General features: G+C 68.7%; 22 protein-coding genes. 10 read left to right on the top strand and 12 right to left on the bottom strand.

The genetic code is table 11. From position 1 onward, the window contains the following. Positions 1-122 precede the first annotated feature (122 nt). Together ACFWNN_RS10840 and ACFWNN_RS10835 are read right to left on the bottom strand one after the other, a co-directional pair. Positions 123-902 carry an SDR family NAD(P)-dependent oxidoreductase gene (locus tag ACFWNN_RS10840; protein ID WP_382439679.1) on the bottom strand — a complete coding sequence of 260 codons (780 nt, stop codon included), beginning with the start codon at positions 900-902 and terminating at the stop codon, positions 123-125. 14 nt (positions 903-916) lie between these two features. Further along, on the bottom strand, positions 917-1,240 hold the full coding sequence (locus ACFWNN_RS10835; protein ID WP_382439678.1) for a 2Fe-2S iron-sulfur cluster-binding protein: 324 nt from the start codon (positions 1,238-1,240) through the stop codon (positions 917-919). Between the two features lie 152 nt (positions 1,241-1,392). Between ACFWNN_RS10835 and ACFWNN_RS10830 the strand changes: the two genes are divergently transcribed. Continuing rightward, complete coding sequence (locus ACFWNN_RS10830; protein WP_382439677.1) at positions 1,393-1,833, top strand: DinB family protein; 441 nt, start codon at positions 1,393-1,395, stop codon at positions 1,831-1,833. A 115-nt stretch (positions 1,834-1,948) separates the two neighbouring features. Then, a complete protein-coding gene (locus ACFWNN_RS10825) occupies positions 1,949-3,367 on the top strand; it encodes an alpha/beta fold hydrolase (RefSeq protein ID WP_382439676.1) in 1,419 nt (472 codons plus the stop codon). A gap of 54 nt (positions 3,368-3,421) precedes the next feature. Here ACFWNN_RS10825 and ACFWNN_RS10820 read toward each other — a convergent pair whose 3' ends face one another. Beyond that, positions 3,422-4,651: a cytochrome P450 gene (locus ACFWNN_RS10820; RefSeq protein WP_382439675.1), complete on the bottom strand. Its 1,230-nt coding sequence runs from the start codon at positions 4,649-4,651 to the stop codon at positions 3,422-3,424. A gap of 30 nt (positions 4,652-4,681) precedes the next feature. Then, positions 4,682-5,440, bottom strand: coding sequence for an SDR family NAD(P)-dependent oxidoreductase (locus tag ACFWNN_RS10815; protein ID WP_382439674.1), 759 nt, complete (start codon positions 5,438-5,440; stop codon positions 4,682-4,684). A 98-nt stretch (positions 5,441-5,538) separates the two neighbouring features. Here ACFWNN_RS10815 and ACFWNN_RS10810 point away from each other — a divergent pair, with 98 nt between their 5' ends. Further along, complete coding sequence (locus ACFWNN_RS10810; protein ID WP_382439673.1) at positions 5,539-5,868, top strand: hypothetical protein; 330 nt, start codon at positions 5,539-5,541, stop codon at positions 5,866-5,868. Between the two features lie 49 nt (positions 5,869-5,917). Here ACFWNN_RS10810 and ACFWNN_RS10805 read toward each other — a convergent pair whose 3' ends face one another. Next, positions 5,918-6,925, bottom strand: coding sequence for a zinc-binding dehydrogenase (locus ACFWNN_RS10805; protein ID WP_382439672.1), 1,008 nt, complete (start codon positions 6,923-6,925; stop codon positions 5,918-5,920). Positions 6,926-6,941: 16 nt separating this feature from the next. Then, on the bottom strand, positions 6,942-8,156 hold the full coding sequence (locus ACFWNN_RS10800; RefSeq protein ID WP_382439671.1) for a cytochrome P450: 1,215 nt from the start codon (positions 8,154-8,156) through the stop codon (positions 6,942-6,944). 121 nt (positions 8,157-8,277) lie between these two features. Between ACFWNN_RS10800 and ACFWNN_RS10795 the strand changes: the two genes are divergently transcribed. Together ACFWNN_RS10795 and ACFWNN_RS10790 are read left to right on the top strand one after the other, a co-directional pair. Continuing rightward, positions 8,278-9,402: an epoxide hydrolase family protein gene (locus tag ACFWNN_RS10795; RefSeq protein ID WP_382439670.1), complete on the top strand. Its 1,125-nt coding sequence runs from the start codon at positions 8,278-8,280 to the stop codon at positions 9,400-9,402. Then, the gene (locus tag ACFWNN_RS10790; protein WP_382439669.1) at positions 9,399-10,805 is read left to right on the top strand and encodes an MFS transporter; all 1,407 of its coding nucleotides are present in this window, start codon (positions 9,399-9,401) and stop codon (positions 10,803-10,805) included. Before ACFWNN_RS10795 ends, ACFWNN_RS10790 begins: the two co-directional genes overlap by 4 nt. Before the next feature lie 51 nt (positions 10,806-10,856). On the opposite strand, the gene ACFWNN_RS10785 is transcribed toward ACFWNN_RS10790, so the two are convergent. Continuing rightward, positions 10,857-12,065 carry a cytochrome P450 gene (locus tag ACFWNN_RS10785; protein ID WP_382439668.1) on the bottom strand — a complete coding sequence of 403 codons (1,209 nt, stop codon included), beginning with the start codon at positions 12,063-12,065 and terminating at the stop codon, positions 10,857-10,859. Positions 12,066-12,208: 143 nt separating this feature from the next. Here ACFWNN_RS10785 and ACFWNN_RS10780 point away from each other — a divergent pair, with 143 nt between their 5' ends. Next, positions 12,209-13,045 carry an NAD(P)H-binding protein gene (locus ACFWNN_RS10780; protein ID WP_382439667.1) on the top strand — a complete coding sequence of 279 codons (837 nt, stop codon included), beginning with the start codon at positions 12,209-12,211 and terminating at the stop codon, positions 13,043-13,045. A 58-nt stretch (positions 13,046-13,103) separates the two neighbouring features. On the opposite strand, the gene ACFWNN_RS10775 is transcribed toward ACFWNN_RS10780, so the two are convergent. Continuing rightward, a complete protein-coding gene (locus ACFWNN_RS10775) occupies positions 13,104-13,502 on the bottom strand; it encodes a hypothetical protein (protein WP_382439666.1) in 399 nt (132 codons plus the stop codon). A 224-nt stretch (positions 13,503-13,726) separates the two neighbouring features. Here ACFWNN_RS10775 and ACFWNN_RS10770 point away from each other — a divergent pair, with 224 nt between their 5' ends. Beyond that, on the top strand, positions 13,727-13,951 hold the full coding sequence (locus ACFWNN_RS10770) for an acyl carrier protein (protein ID WP_382439665.1): 225 nt from the start codon (positions 13,727-13,729) through the stop codon (positions 13,949-13,951). Between the two features lie 9 nt (positions 13,952-13,960). Further along, on the top strand, positions 13,961-15,001 hold the full coding sequence (locus ACFWNN_RS10765; RefSeq protein WP_382439664.1) for a ketoacyl-ACP synthase III family protein: 1,041 nt from the start codon (positions 13,961-13,963) through the stop codon (positions 14,999-15,001). Positions 15,002-15,056: 55 nt separating this feature from the next. On the opposite strand, the gene ACFWNN_RS10760 is transcribed toward ACFWNN_RS10765, so the two are convergent. After that, positions 15,057-16,532 (bottom strand): amino acid adenylation domain-containing protein, encoded by a 1,476-nt coding sequence (locus tag ACFWNN_RS10760; RefSeq protein ID WP_382439663.1) that lies wholly within the window; start codon positions 16,530-16,532, stop codon positions 15,057-15,059. A 143-nt stretch (positions 16,533-16,675) separates the two neighbouring features. On the opposite strand from ACFWNN_RS10760, the gene ACFWNN_RS10755 reads away from it, so the two are divergent. Further along, positions 16,676-17,149 carry a hypothetical protein gene (locus ACFWNN_RS10755; protein WP_382439662.1) on the top strand — a complete coding sequence of 158 codons (474 nt, stop codon included), beginning with the start codon at positions 16,676-16,678 and terminating at the stop codon, positions 17,147-17,149. Between the two features lie 125 nt (positions 17,150-17,274). Here the strand turns inward: ACFWNN_RS10755 and ACFWNN_RS10750 are convergent, their stop codons facing one another. The 3 genes from ACFWNN_RS10750 to ACFWNN_RS10740 form a co-directional block, all read right to left on the bottom strand. Continuing rightward, positions 17,275-19,020: an MFS transporter gene (locus ACFWNN_RS10750; protein WP_382439661.1), complete on the bottom strand. Its 1,746-nt coding sequence runs from the start codon at positions 19,018-19,020 to the stop codon at positions 17,275-17,277. Between the two features lie 246 nt (positions 19,021-19,266). Continuing rightward, positions 19,267-20,346 (bottom strand): acyl-CoA dehydrogenase family protein, encoded by a 1,080-nt coding sequence (locus tag ACFWNN_RS10745; RefSeq protein ID WP_382439660.1) that lies wholly within the window; start codon positions 20,344-20,346, stop codon positions 19,267-19,269. Between the two features lie 26 nt (positions 20,347-20,372). Beyond that, the gene (locus tag ACFWNN_RS10740; RefSeq protein WP_036013177.1) at positions 20,373-20,798 is read right to left on the bottom strand and encodes a nuclear transport factor 2 family protein; all 426 of its coding nucleotides are present in this window, start codon (positions 20,796-20,798) and stop codon (positions 20,373-20,375) included. Positions 20,799-20,958: 160 nt separating this feature from the next. Between ACFWNN_RS10740 and ACFWNN_RS10735 the strand changes: the two genes are divergently transcribed. After that, a complete protein-coding gene (locus ACFWNN_RS10735) occupies positions 20,959-21,441 on the top strand; it encodes an SRPBCC domain-containing protein (protein ID WP_382439659.1) in 483 nt (160 codons plus the stop codon). Positions 21,442-21,497 lie beyond the last annotated feature (56 nt).

Here is a 21,497-nt window from a genome sequence, read left to right as displayed (position 1 = left end):
GGGGCGCGATTTTGAACCTTTTCTGGTTTTGGGGGCGGGGTTGTCCCTGCTCGCGCAGGGACACCGCGACCTGGCAGCCCGCCTGCCCGGCCCCGACGACGACTACCGACTCGCCGCGCATGTCAGTAGTTGCCCAGCCCGCCGCAGACGTTCAGCGCCTGCGCGGTGATCGAGGACGCGGTGTCCGTCGTCAGGTACGTCACGAGACCGGCGACCTCTTCCGGCGTGCTGTACCGACCCAGCGGGATCTTGGCGTTGAACTTCTCGAGGACCTCTTCCTCGGTGACACCCCAGTGGTTCGCGTAGCCCTGCCGCACCCGGCCGGCCATGGGGGTCTCGACGTAGCCGGGGCACACCGCGTTGACCGTGATGCCGGTCTTCGCGAGCTCGATGCCGACGGCCTTGGTGAAGCCGACCACGCCGTGCTTCGACGCCGAGTAGGGCGCGGCGAACACGACGCCCTGCTTGCCGCCGGTGGAGGCGATGTTGATGATCCGGCCCCAGCTCTGCTCCACCATCTTGCCGGTGCTCAGCACCTCTTTGGTGAAGCGGAAGACACCGTTGAGGTTGGTGTCGATGACGTCCAGCCACAGGTCCTCGTCGAGCTCGGCGGTGATGCCACCGCCGCCGCGCCCGGCGTTGTTGACGAGGATCTCGACGGGGCCGAAGACGTCCACGGCCTTCTGCACGGCCGCCTTGATGTCCTCTGTGGACGTGACGTCGCTCGCCGCGCCGTCCGCCTCGATGCCCTCTTCCCGCAGCTGCTTCACCGTGGTCGTGACGTTCTCGGCGTTGCGGGCGACGACGAAGACGGCGTGCCCCTCCTTGCCGAGGCTGCGCGCGACCTCAAGCCCGATACCGCTGGTTGCGCCCGTGACCAGGGCGACCCGTCGCTGGCTCATGCTTCTTCTCTCCCTCAGAGTTGCTTCTCAGGCATGTGCACGACGAGCCCGTCCTGCTCCTCGGTCACGGGGATCTGGCAGCTCAGGCGGCTGTTCTCCTTGCGCTCGCAGGCCGTGAAGTAGAGGAGCTCGTCTTCGACCTGGTGCATCTGGGACAGCGGCTTGGTGTTCTCGGGGTCCACGTACACGTGGCAGGTTCCGCACGACGCACCGCCGCCGCACTGCGCGACGATTCCCTTGATGCCGTTGAGAACCGCGCCGCGCATCACGGAGTCGTTCTGGGCAACGTCGACAACGGTCTCGACACCGTCGTGCGCTACGTAAGTGATCTTTGGCATGGCAGTTCTCCCACGGATCTGCGGCTCGCCGGACGAGGATCACCTTGACCGGCCGCGCTTTGCACGTGGTGGAGACCACCTTGAGCGTTCATGGTCTTGCCACAACGGCAAGTTCCCGTGCGTTCGGGCGGGTGTCCACGCAGAATCGAGGCATGCCCAGGAAACGTGACCAGCCGCCGCCCAAGACCGGCGGGAGTGAGACCGAGGTGCTGCGCGGGTTCCTCGACTACCTGCGGGAGGCCGTCGTCGCCAAGGTCGACGGCGCACCCGAACCCCAGGTGCGGACCGCGATGGTGCCGTCGGGGACGAACCTGCTGGGGTTGGTGCGGCACCTGACGTTCGTGGAGCGGGCGACGTTCCTCGGGGTGAAGCCGCGCAGCTGGAAGGCGACGTTCCACGTGCCGGACGGCGACAGCGTGGCGGACGTCGTGGCCGGCTACCGGGAGGCGGTCGAGCGGTCGAACGAGGTGCTCGACGGGAGTGCGGTGGAGGACGTGCGGTGGCGGCTCGCGCACATGATCGAGGAGACCGGCCGGCACGCCGGGCACGCCGACATCATCCGCGAGCTGATCGACGGCGCGACCGGCCGCTGACCTCGAACACCCCGTCTCGCCACAAACCCGGCGCGTGGCCCGTTGCTCCGCTGGCATTCGAGCAGGTGTTGCGACTCTGCGGTGTCGGCGTACACCCACCCGCGGAGGTTCCACCGTGCCCCTCAAGGAGTTCTACGACCAGCAGGTGAACTGGTCACCGCCGTTCGAGGACGGCCTTGAACGCGCGACCGTCGTCGTGCCGCGCGACTATTCCGACCCGGACGGTCCCAAGCTGACCATCGCGATCGCCCGCCTCAAGGCGACCGACAAGGACAAGCGGCGCGGTGTGCTGCTGGCCGTCAACGGCGGGCCCGGTGGCGACGGCGGTGACGGCCTCGGGCTGATCAAGCTGCTGGGCAAGCGGGTCCGGACCGCCTACGACCTCATCGGGTTCGACCCGCGCGGGTACGGCGAGTCGACCAAGCTCTACAGCGAGGTGACGATCCCCAAGGCGCCCTTCGACTCCCGGCCGCCGGACTCGTTGTTCGAGCAGCTGGCCGAGGACATGCGGCTGCGCGAGCTCGGCTGCGAGAAGGCCGGCGGCGAGCTGCGCCAGCACATCACGACGCGCAACACCGCGCGGGACATGGACCTGATCCGGGTCGTGCTGGGCGAGGAGAAGATCTCGTTCGTCGGGTACGCCTACGGCACCTACGTCGGCGCGGTCTACGGCACGATGTTCCCGGAGAACCTCGACCGCACGGTGCTCGACTCGTGCATCAATCCACAGTGGACGTGGCGCGAGCAGTTCGTCACGCAGGCGGAGGCGGTGTACCGCAACGTCGCGCTGTGGGCGGACTGGACGGCCGAGCGCGACGGGCACTTCCACCTCGGCACCACGCGCCAGGACGTCCTCGACGAGATCGAGGCCGTGGTCGCGAAGCTCGAGGAGGGCGACCAGATCCAGCTGCGCACGCTGTTCGACGGCGCGGTCGGCACGCGGTCGACGGACCGGGCGCAGTGGGACTCGCTGGGCTACCTCATCGGCGACCTGCGGACCACGTTGCAGGACGCCAACTACGACAAGGCGCGGTCGCTGATCGTCGGGCAGGCCACCTGGCGGCCGCAGGACTCCGAGGGCGACCTGCGGGTCGGCGTGCTGGAGGCCATCACGCTGGAGACCTACTGGCCGCAGGACCTGGAGGTCTACTACGCCGACGTCCGCAAGCACCGCGCCGAGCACCCGTACGGGTACGGCGTGCTGCGGGCCCAGCCGTGGGTCGGCGCGTTCCGGACGTTCGAAAGCCTGGAGCCGCCGACGAAGCTCGCGCAGCCCGGCTACCCCAAGGGGCTCGTCGTGCAGGCCGACGGCGACCCGATGGACCGGGTCGAGGGCGGCATCGAGCTGGCCGCGCTGCTGGACCACCCGCTCGTCCTCATCGAGGACTCGGGCGACCACGAGGTGTACGGGCTGGCCGGCAACGAGGTCCTCGACACCCTGGTCGACGACTACCTCGTCGACGGGGTGCTGCCCGCGGCCAAGCACACCAGGATCCCCGGGCACGTGCAGCGCCCGAACATCCCGAAGGACTAGCCACACCAACGCAAAGGGGCCCCGCACCGAGGTGCGGGGCCCCTTTCGGCGTGCTCAGTCCTCCGCGGGGATGTCCCACGTGACCGGGAGCTCCCACAGGCCGTAGATCACGGCGCCTTCCTTGCGCGGGATCTCCAGGAACGGCTTGGCGAGGCGCAGCGACGGGATCCGCTGGAACAGCGTCGACCACACCAGCTGCATCTCCAGGCGCGCCAGGTCGGCACCGATGCAGTGGTGCAGGCCGTGCCCGAAGCCGAGGTGCTTGCGGGTGCCGCGCTCCAGGATCAGCTTCTCCGGCTCCGGGAAGATCTCCGGGTCGCGGTTGCCGTTCAGGCCGAGGCACAGGATGCCGTCGCCCGCCTTGATCGTCTTGCCGGCGATCTCGATGTCCTCCAGCGCGACGCGCGGGATGGCGGTGTCACCGATGGTCGCGAGACGCACGAGCTCCTCGACGGCCGGCTCGATCATGCCCTCGGGGTCGTCCAGCAGCAGCTTCAGCTGGTCCGGGTGCTCCAGCAGCGCGGCGGTGCCCAGCGACAGCATCGACGCGGTGGTCTCGTGGCCACCGTTCATCAGCAGCCGGATCATGTTGAACAGGTCGCGCCGGGTGTACTCCTCGCCCGAGGCCGCGTACTCGGCCATCGCGCGGGAGAGCAGGTCCTCGCCCGGCTCCTTCTCCTTCAACGTGATCAGCTTGTCGACGTAGGCGTTCACCTCGACGATGGCGGCCTGGCGCTGCTCCGGCGTCGAGTGCCCGCCCAGCAGACAGGTGCCGTGCTCGATGAAGAAGTCGTGCTCGTCCTGCGGGATGCCGAGCAGCTCGCAGATGACGGTCATCGGGACGGCCAGCGAGAACTCGCGGTGGAAGTCGATCGGCGGCGTCATCGTCAGGATCTTGTCGATGTACTCGTCGACGATCTCCTGGATGCGCCCGCGCAGCCGCTTCACCTGGCGGTTGGTGAACGTCACCGCCGCCTTGCGCCGGGTCTTGGTGTGCTCCGGGTTGTCGTACCCGATGAACGACGTCTCGGTGCGGAACTCCGGCGGCGCGATGAAGTAGAACGGGAAGTTGTCGTGCTTGCGCGACGCGCTGATCCGCGGGTCGGTCAGCAGCTGCTTGATCGTGTGGTAGCCGCTGATCGTCCAGATCCGCAGACCGGATCCGGTCAGCGTCACCTCGACGACGTCCTCCTCGGCCATCTGCGTGTACTGCGCGGGCGGCGTGAACGGGCAAGTCCGCTTGTAGGGGAACGTGTCCACACCCGGCTCGGCGGTGCTGGTCATCTGGGTCTTCCTCCTAGTCGAAAGGTTGGCTCACGCCAGGTCAGCGCCGCCGTCGAGCGTGATGACCTGCCCGGTCACCCACGAGCTCGCCGGCTCGGCGAAGCGGGTGATCCACGGAACGACGTCGTCGACCTCACCGGTGCGCCCGAGAGGCGTCTGCGAGGCCTGGAAGCCGAAGTAACCCTCGACCTCCTCGGGGCTCAAACCGTTGGCCGCGTAGACCTCCGTGCGCACCGCCGCGGGCGCGACCGCGTTCACGCGGATGCCCTGGGGTGCGAGTTCGAGGGCCCAGCTGCGGACCAGGCTGTCCACGGCGGCCTTGCTGGCGCCGTACACGCCACCACCGGGCACGGCGATGTGCCCGGCGTTGCTGGAGACGAACACGATGCTGCCGCCGGGCGAAGTCAGCTGCGGCAACAGGGTGGCGGTCAGCACCAGCGGGCCGACCAGGTTGGTCTCCAGCACGTCACGGGCGGTCGCGAGGTCGAAGCCGGCGACCGGCGTGAAGCGGAAGATCCCTGCGTTGTGCACGAGCACGTCCACCTTGCCGCCGCCCAGTTTCACGGCGTCGGCGACCTTCTGGGCGCCCTCGGCCGTCGTCACGTCCGCGACGACCGCGGTGATCGCGGGGTGCAGGGCGACGACCTCGGTGAGGCGGCTTTCGCGGCGGCCGGTGATGATCACGTTCGCGGCGCCGAGGTCGGCGAACGCCAGCGCCGCCGCGCGGCCGATGCCGGTTCCCCCACCCGTCACGACGACCTGCTGTCCGGCAAATGGTGCGTCCGACATGACGCCTCCAGCTTCTTTCCACTCGGCAGTGCAGTCACCGTCCACCCTGCTGGTTGAACCTTGAGTCCAGGTCTAGGTCGGACGGAAACCCTGGAGGCATGGGAATTCTCGCGGTGGGCAGGTGGCGCGCACGGGTCGGCAGACCCGGCGGCGACACGGAGAGCGAGTTCGAGTTCGCCCGCGACGGCACGGCGATGCTGGTCGTGGGCGGAAGGGGATCCGGGACGTGGACCCAGACAGGGCCCGACACGTTCAGCTACCGGATCGACGAGGAGCTGGTCGAGGCTCGTGGCACGATCGAGATCGCACAGGACGCGGTGCTGCGCGGCGACGAGTTCGTCAGCAACGGGAAAGCCGTGGTGCGCCTGGAGAACGGCACCACAGCACGGGAAGCGCCGATCAGGATCGTCGCGCAACGACTCGGCTGACACCTCGAAGGGGGCGCCAGCGAAGGCGCCCCCTTCTACAGCACGCGCGTCAGGAGAACTTGACCGTCACGTTGCCGGTGTACTCGCCCGCCAACAGTGACAGCAACGCCTGCGGCGCGAACTTGACCCCGCCCTCGACGATCGTGTGCGGGAAGACGAACTTGCCCTCCTGCAACCACTGTCCGAAGTGGACGACCCAGTCCTGGATCTGCTCCGGCAGGTGGTAGCAGGCGAACGGGCGGATCTCCAGGTGCTTGGTGATCGCCGTCATCAGGTCGATCCGCGGGTTGTCGGCGCCGTCGTTCTGGTTGGACAGCGCGCCGCACAACGCGAACCGGGCGTGCGGGCGCGCGGCCTGGATCGCCGCCTCGAACTGCTCGCCGCCGACGTTGTCGAAGAACACGCTGATGCCGTCCGGAGCGAGCTCGCGCAGCCGGTCGGCGACGGGACCGTCCTTGTAGTTGAACGCGGCGTCGAAGCCGAGCTCGTTCACCAGCCAGTCGACCTTGGCCTGGCTGCCGGCCGACCCGATCACGCGCGCACCCCGGGCCTTGGCGATCTGCCCGGCGAGCGATCCGACACCGCCGGCGGCACCGGTGACGAACACGACGTCACCCTCGCCGGCCTGCGCGATGGTCGCCATGCCGTAGTACGCGGTCGGTCCCTGCGACAGGAAGTAGACCGGCGACGGCACGTACTGCCCGTTCTGCTTGATGAACTGCTGCGCCGGACCGGACCAGTACTCCTGCCACGGACCGAACGACTGCACCAGGTCCCCGACCGCGAGGTCCGGGCTGTTCGACTTGACCACGGTGCCCACACCACCGGCACCGGCGGGCTCGCCGACCTTCCACGGCGGCACACCGGGGATCTGGCAGTCGGACCTCATGAACTCCTTGAAGGCGGCGGCCACCGACACGTAGTCGACGCGCACCAACACCTCACCGTCACCGATCTCGGGGACGGCGACCTCGACGACGTCGAAGTGCTCGAGGGTCAGGTCGTCCTCGACGTGCTTGGCGAGCCTGACCTCCCACTGCTTCTCGGGGATGCTCATGGCTCTCCTTGTATCTCTAGCCCCAGTTGACTGGGAAGGTGACGAGTGAGTGATTGATTTCGCCCTGGTGCCACTTCAGGTCCTCGTACGGCACCGCGAGCCGAAGGTCCGGGAAACGGCGGGTCAGACCTTCGATGGCGATCGCCATCTCCATGCGCCCCAGCTGCTTGCCGAGGCAGTAGTGCACGCCGTGCCCGAACGCGATGTGCGGGTTGCTGGCGCGGTCGATGTCGAGCTCGGTGGCGTTCTCGAAGACGTCCTCGTCGCGGTTCGCCGACGACAGCACGAAGAACACCGCGTCACCCTTGGCGATCTTCTGGCCGCCGAGCTCCAGGTCCTCCGAGGCGATGCGGTGGAACCCGGTGGTGTCGGTGGCGAAGAGGTTCACGTGCCGCAGCAGTTCCTCGACGGCCGCGGGGATCAGCGCCGGGTCGGCGACCAGGCGCTTCCACGTGTCGGGGTGGTCGTGCAGCAACGCCAGCACGGAGTTGGAGATCTGGTTCGCGGCGGTGTCGAAGCCGGCGCCGATGAGGGTGAACGCGAACGTCACCAGCTCCTGCTCGCTCAGCTTGTCGTCGTTGTCCCGCGCGGAGATCAGGTCCGACAGCATGTCCTGACCGGGGTTCTCGCGCTTCTGCGCGATCAGGCCCATCACGTACCCGGCGAGCCGGCCGAACGCCCGCATCGGCGCCTCGGGGTCGTTCTCGTCGAACGTGGCGAACGCCCGCGCGTCCGTCTCGAAGATCTTGAGGTCGGAGGTCGGCACGCCGAGCAGGTCGCCGATGATCGTCAACGGCAGCGGCACGCACAGCGCCTCGACGAGGTCGACCGGCCCGCCCGTCACCATCATGCCGTCGAGCAGCTCGTCGCAGACCTTCTGCACGCCCGACCGCATCGCCTCGACCTTGCGGACGGTGAACGCGCCCATCACGAGCTTGCGCAGCCGCGAGTGCTCGGACCCGTCCAGCGAGATGATCATCTCGGGCGTGGTGGTCATGGCGCCGCCGACCTGGGGAGCACCTTCGGCGCACGTCAACGCGCGGCTCAGCCTGGAGTCGGCGAGCCCGGCGCGGACGTCCTCGTACTTGGTGATCACCCAGGTCGGCGTGCCGGAATTGGTGCGCACCTTGGCAACGGGGCACTCGGCGCGCAGTGTGTCGTACTTGGGGTCCGGGCCGCGGTAGGAGGAACCGCTGAACGGGAACTCCTCGTCCAGTTCAAGGGGCAGCACGGGACACCTCCAGTGGAATTACGGCCTGGCCTCGCGCCGAACCTTGCTACGCGCGCCTCGAAGGCGGCTCGAAACCTGAATGTCGACCGGGAGTCGAGCCGCCGTTCCTACCTTCGCGCCTATGGACACTGCACTCGTGCCGTTCCGGGTCGAGGTTCCCGACTCCGAACTGGCGGACCTCACCCGGCGGCTGGCAGCGACCAGGTGGCCGGACGCGGAGACCGTGGACGACTGGTCGCAGGGCATGCCGCTGGCCTACGCCAAGGAACTGGCCGAGTACTGGGCGAACGTGTACGACTGGCGCGCCACGGAAGCCCGGCTGAACGCCATCCCCCAGTTCAAGACCGAGATCGACGGCGTCGGCATCCACTTCCTGCACGCGAAGTCCCCGCACGCCAACGCGAAGCCGTTGCTGCTCACGCACGGCTGGCCCGGTTCGGTCGCCGAGTTCCTCGACGTGATCGAGCCGCTGACCAACCCGCCGGACCCGGCCGACGCGTTCCACGTCGTCGCGCCCTCGTTGCCCGGCTACGGTTTCAGCGACAAGCCGACCGGAACCGGCTGGACGCTGGAACACATCGCGGAAGCCTTCGTCACGCTGATGGGGCGCGTCGGCTACGACAAGTTCTACGCGCACGGCAACGACTGGGGCTCGTTCATCACGGGCATCCTCGGCCACATCGCGCCGGAGCACGTCGAGGCGATCCACCTCGTCATGCCGTTCGCCTCCGCGCCCGAGGCGGAAGTCCAGCTGACGCAACGGGACTACGAAGGCCTCGGCGCGCTGAAGGAGTTCGCCGCCAAGGAGTCCGCGTACGCGGCGGTGATGAACACCAAGCCGCAGTCGCTCGCCTACGGTCTCACCGACTCCCCCATCGGCCAGCTCGGCTGGGCGGGCGAGAAGTACTGGTCGTGGAGCGACCACGACGGCGACGCCGAGAAGATCATCTCCCGCGACCGGATCCTCGACATGGTCTCGGTGTGCTGGTTCACCACCACCGCCGCGTCGTCGGGCCGGCTGTACTGGGAGAGCTACAACAAGTCCCCGCTCACCCAGGTCGGCGTGCCGACCGGGTTCTCGGTGTTCCCCGCCGACGCGCGGATGCCCAAGGCGTGGGCCGAGCACCGGTTCACCGACCTGCGGTACTGGAAGGAGATGCCTGCGGGCGGCCACTTCCCGGCGCTGGAGAACCCGGTCGTGCTCGTGGAGGAGCTGCGGACGTTCTTCCGGCTGGTGCGCGCATGACCGCCACGCTGAACAAGCCGGGCGCGAAGCTCGGGCTTGTTCTGGCGGTGTGCTGCCTCGCGCAGTTCATGAACGTGCTGGACGCGTCGGTCATGAACGTCGCGCTGCCGTCGATCTTCGAGGACCTCCGCTTCGAACGGCACGACCTGCAGTGGGTCAACAGCGCGTACACGATCGCGGTGTGCGGCTTCCTGCTGCTGGGCGGCCGGCTCGCGGACCTCTTCGGGCAACGCCGGGTGTTCCTGTTCGGCGCCGCGCTGTTCACGGTCGCGAGCGCGGTCGGCGGCATGGCGACCTCGCCCGGCACGCTGATCGCGGCGCGTGGGTTCCAGGGCCTGGGCGCGGCCGTGATGGCGCCGGCGTCGCTGACCGTGCTCGGCACGACGTTCACCGACCCGACCGCCCGCGCGAAGGCCTTCGGTTGGTGGAGCGCCGTTTCCGGCACGGGTGGCGCGGTCGGCGTGCTGCTCGGCGGCATCGTCACGGAGTCGCTCGGCTGGCGCTGGGTGCTGCTGATCAACGTGCCGCTCGGCATCGCGCTGGTGTCGATGATCCGCGGGGCCGTGCCGGAGACGGCGAGCAACGGCGGCCGCAAGAGCCTCGACGTGCCGGGCGCGATCACCGTGACGATCGGCCTGATGGCCCTGGTCTACGGCATCGCGCAGTCGCACGAGCTGGGCTGGGGTTCCTGGCAGGTCGCGGGATCACTGGTGCTGTCGCTGGTGTTGTTCGCGCTCTTCCTGCGCCAGCAGACGGTCTCGGACCACCCGCTGATGCCGTTGGGGATCTTCCGCAACCGCCAGGTGACGGCGACGAACATCGTGGCGTTCTTCGCGATCGCCGCCCTGTTCAGCACCTTCTACTTCCTGACCCTGGTGCTGCAACAGGTGATGGGCCTCAGCGCGCTGGCCACCGGCCTCGGCTACCTGCCGTTGTCGATCGGCATCGCGCTCGGCGGGTTCGGGGTGTCCCGGATCGTGCCGAGGATCGGGCCGCGGCCGGTGCTGATCGCCGGTCTGCTCGCGGGCACCGCCGGACTGCTGTGGGTGTCCACAGCGGACGAGAACTCGACGTTCCTCGGCACGATCCTGGTGCCGACCACGGTGCTGGGCCTCGGCATGGGCGCGGTGCTGAACGCGACGACCAACGCCGCCACCTCCGGCGTGCCGCGCGACCAGGCGGGCCTCGCGTCCGGGCTGCTCAACACGATCCGGCAGATGGGCAGCGCGATCGGCCTGGTCGTGCTCGCGACGATGTCGTCGGCGCGCGCGGACTCCCTGATCGCGCAGGGGGAACCACTGCGGCACTCGCTCGGCTCGGGCTTCGGGCTGGCGTTGTTCGGCGCGGCCGCCTTCACCTTCTGCGGCGCGATCGCGGCCCTCGCCGTTCCCCGCAAGAAGTAGGCCTCGACGCAGAACGGCCCCTCGGAACGTTCCGAGGGGCCGTTCTCGTTTCTAGAAGCCTTTGCCGTGCAGGTCGACCGGGAGGGCGACGAGCCGGTGGTTCATGTCGGCCCGCTGCCATTCGAGGTCCTCCTCGGCGACGGCGAGCCGGGCGGCCGGGAAGCGCCGGGTCAGTTCCTCGAACGCGGTGGTCAGCTCGATGCGCGCGAGCGGGGCGCCGAGGCAGCGGTGGATGCCGTACCCGAACGCCAGGTGCGCGTTGTCGGCGCGGGTGAAGTCGAGCTCGTCGGGCCTGGTGAACAACGTCTCGTCGCGGTTCGCCGAGTTCGTCGACACGAACACCGCGTCCCCCTTGGGGATCGTCACGCCGAACAACGTCACGTCCTCTGTCGCGATCCGCGGCAGGCCGGTGGTGTCGTTGGTGGACAACGTGATCCACCGCAGCAGCTCCTCGACCGCGGCCGGCACCTCCTCGGGCCGTTCGCCGAGCCGCACCCAGACGTCGCGGTGGTGCCCGAGCAACGTCAGCACCGAGCTGGCCAGGTGACACGCCGTCGAGTCGCCGCCCGCGCCGAGCAACGTGTAGCCGAGGCCGATGAGCTCGCCGACCTCCAGTTTGTCGTCGCCGATCCGCGCCTCGGTCAACGCGGACAGCACGTCGTCGCCGGGCGCGGCGGTCTTCGCGAACACCAGCCCGGCCATGAACTCGCCGAGCTGCTCCCCCGCCGCGGCCGCGAGCTCCGGCGCGTCGACGGCGGCGAACTCGCGGATCAGCCGTGCGAACGTGTCGCGCTCGCCGGCGGGCACACCCAACAGGTCGCTGATCGCGATGATCGCCAGGGGGAACGTGAACTCGCCGAGCAGGTCGACGGGTCCGTCGAGCGCCTTCTCGTCCGCCCGGTCCAGCAACTCTGTCACGAGCCGCTGGATTCTCGGTCGCATGGACTCGATGCGGTCCACCGAGAACGCCTGCGACACCAGGTCGCGCAGCCGGGTGTGGTCGGGCGGGTCGAGCGAGATGATCATGCCGGGCGGTGCCTGGAACAGACCGGGGAAGGTCGGTGCCGACGGTTCGTACGACGCCGCGCGGGAGAACCGCACGTCGTCGAGCACGACGCGGACCGAGTCCTGGGTCGTCGCGATCCAGCAGTGACCGCCGCCGTTCGCGGGCAGGCGCACCACGGGACGCGACGCGCGGAACCCGGCGAACTCCGGCGCCGGACCTCGGTAGCTGGAACCGGGAACGGGAAAGGAAACCACCGTGCGCTCCTCACGACGATTGGGATTGTTTCCGCACGTTAGGAGGGGTGGCCTGAAGCCCGATCTAGTGCCGTTCGAGTGACCGGGTGAACGCTGAGCGTGATCGGCCATCCAGGCGAAAACCCCCAATTCGGGAGATCCACATGACCATCCTCGTCACCGGGGCGCGCGGCAACGTCGGCCGTCGCGTGCTCCAGCGGCTCTACGCGGCGGGTCACAGCCTCCGCGCGTCCGGCCGAAATCCCGCGGAGCTCGACGTCCCCGAAGGCGTGGAGACCGTCGCTCTCGACCTGAACGACCCGGAGACGTTCGTCGCGGCCCTCGCCGGTGTCTCCAAGGTCCTGCTCTACGCGGAGCCGGACGGAATCGTGAAGTTCCTCGACGAGGCCGAGAAGGCGGGCGTCGAGCAGGTCGTGCTGCTGTCGTCCAACACCGTCGGCCTGCCGGGTGCGGAGGACGACCCGCTGGCGCACCACCACGTGGTCGTCGAAGAAGCCGTGATCGGGTCCGGCCTGACGTACACGATCCTGCGGCCCGGTGCTTTCATGAGCAACGCGTTCGGCTGGAGCTACTCGCTGCAGCAGGGCGACACGATCGACCAGGTCTTCCCCGAGGCCCAGGTCGCCCCCGTGCACGAGGATGACATCGCTGACGTGGCGGTCGTCGCGTTGACGGAGAAGAAGCTCCAGGACGAGATCGTCGACCTCACCGGCCCCGAGTCGCTGACGTTCCGGCGGGAGCTGGAGATCGTCGGCGAGGTGCTCGGCCGCGAGCTCGTGATCAACGGCCTGACCCGCGAGGAGGGTGAGGCGCAGATGAGCAACTTCGTGCCCCCGCCCGTGCTCACCTCGCTGCTGAACCAGTGGGAGGCCGCGGTCGGCGTCGTCGCGGACACGAGCGCCACGGCCGAGCGGATCACCGGCAAGCCGGCCCGCACGTTCCGCCAGTGGGTGGAAGAGCACGCCGTGGCCCTTGCCTGAGACCGCGCCGGAGCCGGGATGAGGGCGGCGGACCCGTCCCGGCTCCGACCCGCTCTGGCTACACCCGCGTCATCGTGAAGGTGATGTTCGAGGTGCCCAGGTTCGTGCCATCCGCGAGGAAGAACGTGGACGGGCCGGAGCTGGTGAAGTTGTTCGGTCCACTCTGGACGGCGTCCTGGTCGAAGTCGACGTAGGCGAAGTAGGCGCCGTTCTCGTCGTAGACCTTCTCCCCGCGGAACTTGTAGTGGAACTTGTTCACACCGGTGACCCACCAGGTGCCCTGCGTCGTGGTGTTCTGCTCGTTGGTGACGAACACCTTGCCGTTGGCCTTGAAGACCAGCTTCGTCGGGTGGTCGCCGTCGGTCCGGGTCACGTACCCGGTCCAGGTGCCCACCGGCGTGCAGGTCGCGTTCGCGGCGGTCGCCGTACCGGCTAAGGAAAGCAGGACGACGGCCAAGATCGCTCCTATGCGTGCGAAGGCCGAACGTTTCGGAGTGAACGTCTGCATCTGTGCGGCTCCTGATCCAGTGTGCGAGCGGCGGACGCGCGCAACCGTGGACGACGGGCCTCGACCCAAACCTCAGAACGGCTCGAACGCGCGTTTTTCCGTTGCGGCACAAGCTCACCTCAACTCGGGTATCGCAAAATTTTCGTTACTCATGAGCTGACAGGGAGGACGCCGTGGCCGAACGCGAGACAGAGCTCTGCGAGCTGTTCGGGGAGGTGCTCGGGGTGCCGGGGATCGAGCCGGACGACCACTTCTTCGATCTGGGGGGCCATTCACTGCTGGCTTCGAAGCTGGTCAAGCAGGTCCACGAGCGGTACGGCGTCCGAGTCCCGTTGCGCAGCTTCTACGAGGACCCGACGGCGCGTGCCGTCGCCAAGCACCTGGACCAGGCAGCCTAGGAGTTCGAGATGCGATGGAATGACCTGTACATCGCCGGTGTGGGCACATATCTGCCCGAGCAGGTCGAGACGGTGGACGACGCCATCGCGGCCGGCCGGTACACAGAAGAGAAGAAGGCCATGAACGGCTACCGGGAGCTGCGCGTCGCGGCACCTGGTGAGACCGGACCCGTCATGGCGGCGAAGGCCGGTGTGCAGGCCGTGGAACGGTCGGGCCTCAGCCCGCTGGACTTCGGGCTGACCGTGCACGCCTCCCTGTCGCACCAGGGACTCGACCTGTGGACGCCGGCGAGCTACGTGCAGGCCAACACGGTCGGCGGCACCGGGCCGGCGTTCGAGGTCAAGCAGGGCTGCAACGGCTTCATGGCCGCGGTGGACCTGGCCGCCTCGTACCTCTCTTCGCACCGCGACCTGCCGGCGGCGCTCGTGACCGCGGGCGACGCGTTCCACCTGCCCTACTTCGACCGGTGGGCCTCCGAGGAGCAGAACGTCAACGGCGACGGCGCGGGGGCGCTGGTGCTGTCGAACCGTTCGGGCTTCGCGAGGATCCGCTCCATCCACTCGCACGCGGACTCGACGCTCGAACAGATGTCGCGCGGCTTCCAGCCGTGGACCACCGGGCCGTACGCGGACGGCAAGACGTTGCAGCTCAACAGCGGCGTCGAGGACTTCCTGCAGAACGCGGACGTCGACCTCGACGACATGATCGCGCGCATCGGCGGCGGGGTGCGGCACTCGCTCAAGATGGCGTTGTACGAGGCGGAGATCGAGCTCTCCGACGCTCGGTTCTTCCTGCACCAGCAGCTCGCGGAAACCATCGTCACGCACGGCATTTGCGGTTTGCTGGGCGTCGACAGGTCGTCGACCACCTACGACTGGGCGAAGCAGTACAGCATGGTCGGCACCGCCGACATCGCGCTGGGACTCGACCACGTGCTGGCCGAGCGCGACCCGAAGCCCGGCGACCTGGTCGTTCTCCAGTCGTCCGGCGCGGGGTACGTGTGGACCGCGGCCGTGCTCGAGATCCTGGAAGTTCCTTCCTGGGTTTAAAGAAGACGTCAAGAAGGGCCGGGCTCTCCTGCGAGCCCGGCCCTTTCGTCGTCGGTCAGATGTAGAGGGACTTCGAGGTCCAGTCCGGTTCCGGCAGCGCCTTGCGGTCGGTCTTGCCGTTGCTCGTGATCGGCAGCTCGTCCACGACGACGAACCCGGCCGGCACCATGTGCTCGGGCATGCCGGCGCGCAGGTGCGCCTTCAACGCCCGCTTGTCCAGCTCGTCGCCGGACTTCACCACCCACGCGATCAGCCTGCGGTCCCCGCTCGGGTGCGTGCGCAGGTGGACGGCGGCCGTGCGGACCTGCGGGTGCTCGGTCAGCGCGTTCTCGACCTCGCCCGGCTCGACCCGGAACCCGCGCAGCTTGAACTGGTCGTCGATGCGGCCGAGGAACTCGACCACGCCGTCCGCGCGCTTCCGTCCCTGGTCACCGGTGCGGTAGTAGCGCTCGCCGTTCCAGCTCGCCCGGACGAACTTCTCGTCGGTGAGGTCCTGCCGCTTCCAGTACCCGCGGGCGACCTGGGCGCCGCCGATCCACAGCTCCCCCGCGACACCGGCCTCGACCGGCTTCCCGTCCTCGACGACCACGACGTCGACGTTCTGCAACGGCGTGCCGATCGGGATCGCTCCGCCCAGCTCCTCCCGCGCGCCGATGCGGTGGCAGGTGGCGAACGTCGTGGTCTCGGTCGGCCCGTAGCCGTTGACGATCTGCAGCTCCGGCACGGACTCGCGCAGCTGCCGGACGTGCGGCGCGGACACGACGTCGCCGCCGGTCAGGACGGTGTGCAGGCCCTTGAACGCGGCCACGTCCACGTCGATCTGCCGGTGGAACAACGCCGCGGTGAGCCACAGGACGCTGATCTCGTTGCGGCGCAACAGGTCGCCGAGCTCCTCGGCCTGCACGACGCCGGGCGGGGCGAGCACGACGCGGGCGCCGTTGAGCAGCGCGCCCCAGATCTCGAACGTGGCCGCGTCGAACGCGACGGGCGCGAGCTGCAGGATCCGGTCGGCGGGCGTCACCTGGACGTAGTTCGCCGACGTGACGAGGTTCGTGATGTGGCGGTGCTCGATCATCACCGACTTCGGCTTGCCGGTGGACCCCGAGGTGTACATGAGGTACGCGAGGTCGTCCGGCGCGACCGCCGGAAGCTCCACAGTGGACCGGGCACCGGCCGGCGGCACCTTGACCGTCGTGAACCCGGCGAAGAAACGGCCCACCACCAACGAGACCTCGGCGTCGGTGAGCATCATGGACACCCGCGACTCGGGGTCCTCCGGGTCGATCGGCACGTACGCGGCCCCGGCCTTGAGCACCCCCAGCAGTGCCACCACGAGCTGCGGCGACCGTTCGAGGCACACCGCCACCCGGTCGCCGACCCGCACGCCGGCCTCGACGAGCTCGCCCGCCAGCGCGTCCGACCAGCGGTCGAGCTCGGCGTAGGTCACCGCGGCGGAGTCGGCGGAAAGCGCCACGGCGTCAGGCGTTCTGGCCGCCCGGCAGCGGAACGCGTCGGTCACGGTTGTGGACATGCCCCAGCTCCTCTCACTTTCGTCCATCCTGCGCAACGCGCCTCGGGCCTGCCTCGGGTCACAACTGGCGCTACAGGAGTGTTCGACCTGCGCGAACAACACTCAGCGCGTCCGCTGCCCCACCTCACCGGAGGCGCATCCCCATGAAGTTCCGCAAGAAGGCACTCGCCGCCGTGGCCGCCTGCGTGCTGGCCACCCCCGTCGTCGCCGCCGCTGGTGCCACCGCGAAGCCCAACTACGACCAGGCACTCGTCGGCCGCTGGGACCTCACCGTGACCATCCACATCGAGGAGCCCCCGCTGCTCACACCGCTGTTCTGCGACTTCACCCCCGACTACCAGCTGCACTGCGAGACCAAGCCCGGCTACCCGGACCAGCTCGAAGGACGCGGCATCTGGACGATGGGCAAGGACGGCCAGTTCAGCTTCTGGATCACCCACCACGCCCACCGCGACGAGAACGGCAACCCGGTCGGTTCGATCAACGCGAGCCACCTGGGCAAGCTGAGCAACAACAAGAAGAAGTTCAGCACCAAGGCGCACACCTACATCAACATGAACGACGGCACCCCGTGGCAGGGCCCCGTCGACATCGAGGGCGCCGCGTTCCGCATCTGAGACAGCTCAAGGGCCCTCTTCCAGCCGGGAGAGGGCCCTTGTCGTGCGCCTGCCGGAAACGCCCTGAAACGCCGTGAGGCCCCAGGCGGATCGCCTGGGGCCTCACGTTTCCAGCTCGGTTCGAACTACGCCTTGGCGGGCTCCTCAGAGCCCTCGGCGCCCTCTTCCGCGCCGGCGCCCCACTCCTCCTGCTTCAGCCAGCGAGGCAGGAAGGAGGCGAGCAGCAACGCCAGTGCGGCGAAGCCGAAGCCGACGTACAGCGTGGTCTCGAACGCGTCCGTGAAGGACTGACCGGCCGCCTGGTGCGAGAACTTGTCCGCGACGGCCTTGGCCTGCGGGTCGGCCTGGACCGCACCACACGCCGCCGCGTCCGGCGTACCGGAGAACGTGGAGGTGGAGCAGGCCTGGAACGCCGCGGTCAGCTCGGTCGCCTTGGCGTCCGCGACACCGGCCGCCACGATCTCCTGGCGGAACTGCGGCGCCAGCGCCTCGGTGTTCGTCGCGCCGTGCGAAGCCAGCGGCGAGAAGAACGCCAGCGTCACGACCGAGATGCCGACCGCGAAGCCGAGCTGCTGCTTGGTGTTGATGAGGCCGGAGGCGGCGCCCGCGTCCTCGTGCGGCACCTCCTGCAGGGCGAACAGCGCGATCGGGGTCGCGGTCATACCGAAACCGAGACCGATGAGCAGCAGTCCGGGAACCAGGCCCCAGCTGGTGACGTCGGGGCTGACCGAGAGCAGCAGCACCGCGACACCGACGGCGATCACGACGGCACCGGCCTGCAGGACGGCGCGACCGAACTTCGGCACCAGCGCGATGACCGAGGCCGACGCGGTGATGAAGGCGCCGATGCAGAACGCCAGCAGCGTGACACCGGTGCGCAGCGGCGAGAAGCCGAGACCCTCCTGCAGGTACAGGTAGAGGGCCAGCATGAACATGCCGGTGAAGCTGAACATGCCCAGCATCAGCGCGAGGGCCGCGGAGAAGCTGCGGGACTTGAACAGGTTGAGCGGGACGAGCGGCATGCCGTCCTTGCGCTGCTTGGCCTTCTCGTAGGCGATGAAGCCGATGAAGCCCACGACGGACGCGGCCATCAGCACGAAGCCCCACGCCGGCCAGTGCAGCTCACGGCCGAAGGTCAGCGGGAACAGCAGGGCGGTGAGGCTGACCGTCGCGATGACGACACCGATGATGTCGAGGCGGATGCGGCTCGGGGCCTTGGACTCGTTGATGTACTTCCAGCCCAGGACGTAGCCGATGATGCCGATCGGCACGTTGACCAGGAAGATCGTCCGCCAGTCCCACCCGAAGACGTTCCAGGCGACCAGGAGACCACCGACGAGCGGCGCGATCGTGGCCGCGAGACCACCGATGGTGCCCTGGATGGCGAAGACCGCGCCCTTCTCCTTGTCGGGGAAGGTGACGTGGATGATCGACATGACCTGCGGGACCATCAGGCCGGCCGCGAGACCCTGGGCGAGACGGGACGCGACGAGCATCTCGGGGTTGACCGAGATGCCGCACAGGAACGACGTGACGACGAAGCCGAGCACGCCGAGCTGGAACATGCGGCGACGGCCGTAGATGTCGCCGAGACGGCCACCGGTGATCAGTGTGAGCGCGAACGCGAACACGTAGCCGGCGGTGATCCACTGCAGCTGCACGAAGCTCGCGCCCATGCCGTGCTGGATCGCGGGGAGCGCGACGTTGACGATGCTGCCGTCCAGCATGTCCATGAACGTCGCGACGGTCATGATGATGAACGCGATCCAGCGACGCGGGTCGGCCGCCGGCGCGTCAACGACCGGAGCCGCCTGCGCGCCGGCAGTCGCCGACGGCGACTCCAGGTCGTGGTTGGTGTTGGTGGAGGTCACGATTTCTCCTCAGAGGACTTGATTCGCTACGCACGACAGGCGATGGCTCTGGACTACTCGGGGCGGCTCGAGGCCTTTCGAGTGGAACGAGGACGCACCTCCTGCCTGAAGAACGACTGCCGGTCGATGACCTTCAGGGTGATCCCCTCCGCTTGAGTCCCGGTCAGGTCGCGGCGGAGCGTTTCGGGCGCATGCCGAAGGCCCTGGTGCCGGGGAGGTGGGCACCAGGGCCTGTCGTTGCCCGGGTCAGTGCAGGACCGACGCCGGATAGGTGCGCACGGACGCGGTCTCGTACCGCAGCGCCACGTGGCTGGAGCAGCTCACCACGTCACGCCAGAACCGTTGCAGCGCACCGCCTTCCGCGAGTCCGCTGGTGCCGGCGGCCCGCACCAGGCCACCCACCGCGTCGACCAGGACCTCGGCCACGTAGGCGACGTTGCGCTCGTTGCGCGCCATCGCGGCCGGGGTGAACTCGCGGTCGTCGAGCACCGCGGCGTTCTGCTCCACGAGCAGCCTCGCCGATTCCACCTGACCCGACGCGCGGACCAGGTCGACGGCGTTCATCACGGACTGCTTCTTCCCCGACAGCACCGCGATGCACGCTTCCAGTGCCCCCATCGCCGCGCCGACGGCCGGAGCGACGAACGTGAGGCCGCCGACCGCCTGGAACGGGACGTTGTGGCTCGGCACCGGCGACCAGCTGGTGCCCTTCAGCAGATCCACCCGGTCGAACGAGAGGTGGGACGGCACGAAGACGTCGTCCACGACCACCGAGTGGCTGCTGGTGGCCTTCATGCCGACGCTGTCCCACGTCTCGAGGACGGTGAAGTCCTTGCGCGGCACCGCGAAGAAGCGGCCCTCCTCGCCGACCATGCCGCACAGCAGCGCCCAGTCGGCGAAGTCCACGCCGCTGACGTAGAGCCAGCGGCCGCTCAGCCGGTGGCCGCCGTCGACCACTGTGCCCCGCCCCATGGGCGGCTGGCCGGTGACGACGAACGCGTCGGGGCCGTCGGCCCAGATCTCGTCGTGGCCCTCCTTCGGCAGCAGCCCCGCGAACCGCGAGGAGAGCGCGGAGAGCGACGCGCACCAGGACGTGGACGCGCAGCCCTGACCGACCGTGAAAACGGCCTCGGTCAGTTCCGCGAAGGTTCCGTCCGCGCCACCGCGTTCGGCTGCGACGAAGTGCCGCGCGAACCCGGCGTCGCGCAGTGCCTCCACGACCTCGGGAGCGAGCTTGCGGGTGGCGTCGGCCTGCGCCGCGTGCTCCGCGGCGATCAGCTTGACCTTCTCCGCGGCCGCTGCCAGCCCGGTGTTCTGAGCAGTCACTTCGTCACCTCCTGGTGAGAAAGCTGTTACGCGGCCTGGACGGGAAGGTCACGGTGGATCGTGCGGGACTTCGTGTAGAGCTTGCCGTCGATGCGCACGAGCACGTCCTCGATGGAGAACGTGGGCTCGAAGCTGACGACGCCCTCGGCGGTCGTGCGGGTGACGAGCGACGCGTAGCTGACGTTCAGCGTGTTCTCGTCGACCTCTTCGATCAGGTAGTGGTCGTTCCAGTGCCGCACGGCGACGCCCTTGTAACGGGGCAGCGCGGCGCTGGCGCCGGCGATCAGGGCCGCCCGGCCCTCGACCTTCTCGCTCCGGTGGGCGTGGTCGGTGACCCCGTCCTCGGTGAACGTCTGGGCGTAGCCCTCCACGTCCAACGCGTCGAGCAGCCGCATCTGCTGGGCGTAGAACGTCTGGACCTCGATGTGGACCGCAACATTGACAGGGGACACGACAACTCCTCGGTCTGCCGGTTTCGCTACCGCGAATATGGGTGCCCCCGCTGGACCTCCGGTCGAGTCGTCCTGGTTCGACCCCGGTTCTAGGTGGCGTTGAGACAAACCGGGCACGGTCTGGGAGACATCTCCCAATCTATTTCGCGAGGAGGGCCACATGGCCTCAACTCCCGATGTCGCCAAGTCGGTGACGGTCGAGGCGACGATCGAGCAGGCGTTCGCGATCTTCGCGACCAAGCCGATCGAGTGGTGGCCGGAGTCGCACGTGTTCGTGAAGGAACGCCAGGCCATCACGATCGAACCGTTCGTCGGCGGGCGCTACTTCGAGCGCGGCGCGGACGGCGAGGAGATCGCCTGGGGCACCATCACCGAGTGGGACCCGCCGAAGCGCCTCGTGATGACGTGGCGGGTCGGCCCCTACTGGCAGCCGATCTTCGACGACGAGAAGGCCTCGTTCATCAAGGTGGACTTCGAGGTCGTCGGCCCGACGACGACGAAGGTCACGCTCACGCACGCGGACCTGCACCGCCACGGCGACATCGCCGAGGGCATCCACAAGGCGCTCGACGGCCCGTCGCCGGGCGAGACGCTGGAGACGTACGCCCGCGTGATCGAGAAGCACGTCCCGAAGGCTGCCTGAGCGGCCCGGAATCCGCTCAGGTACGACGAAACGGCCGCCCCAAGCCTCCGGGGCGG

Origin of the sequence: Lentzea sp. NPDC058450 (genome assembly GCF_042721395.1) — a bacterium.
In the GTDB taxonomy this organism is placed as follows: Bacteria; Actinomycetota; Actinomycetes; order Mycobacteriales; family Pseudonocardiaceae; genus Lentzea.
The sequence above is the reverse complement of the archived record's forward strand: the minus strand, read 5'-3'. Positions and strand labels throughout refer to the sequence as shown.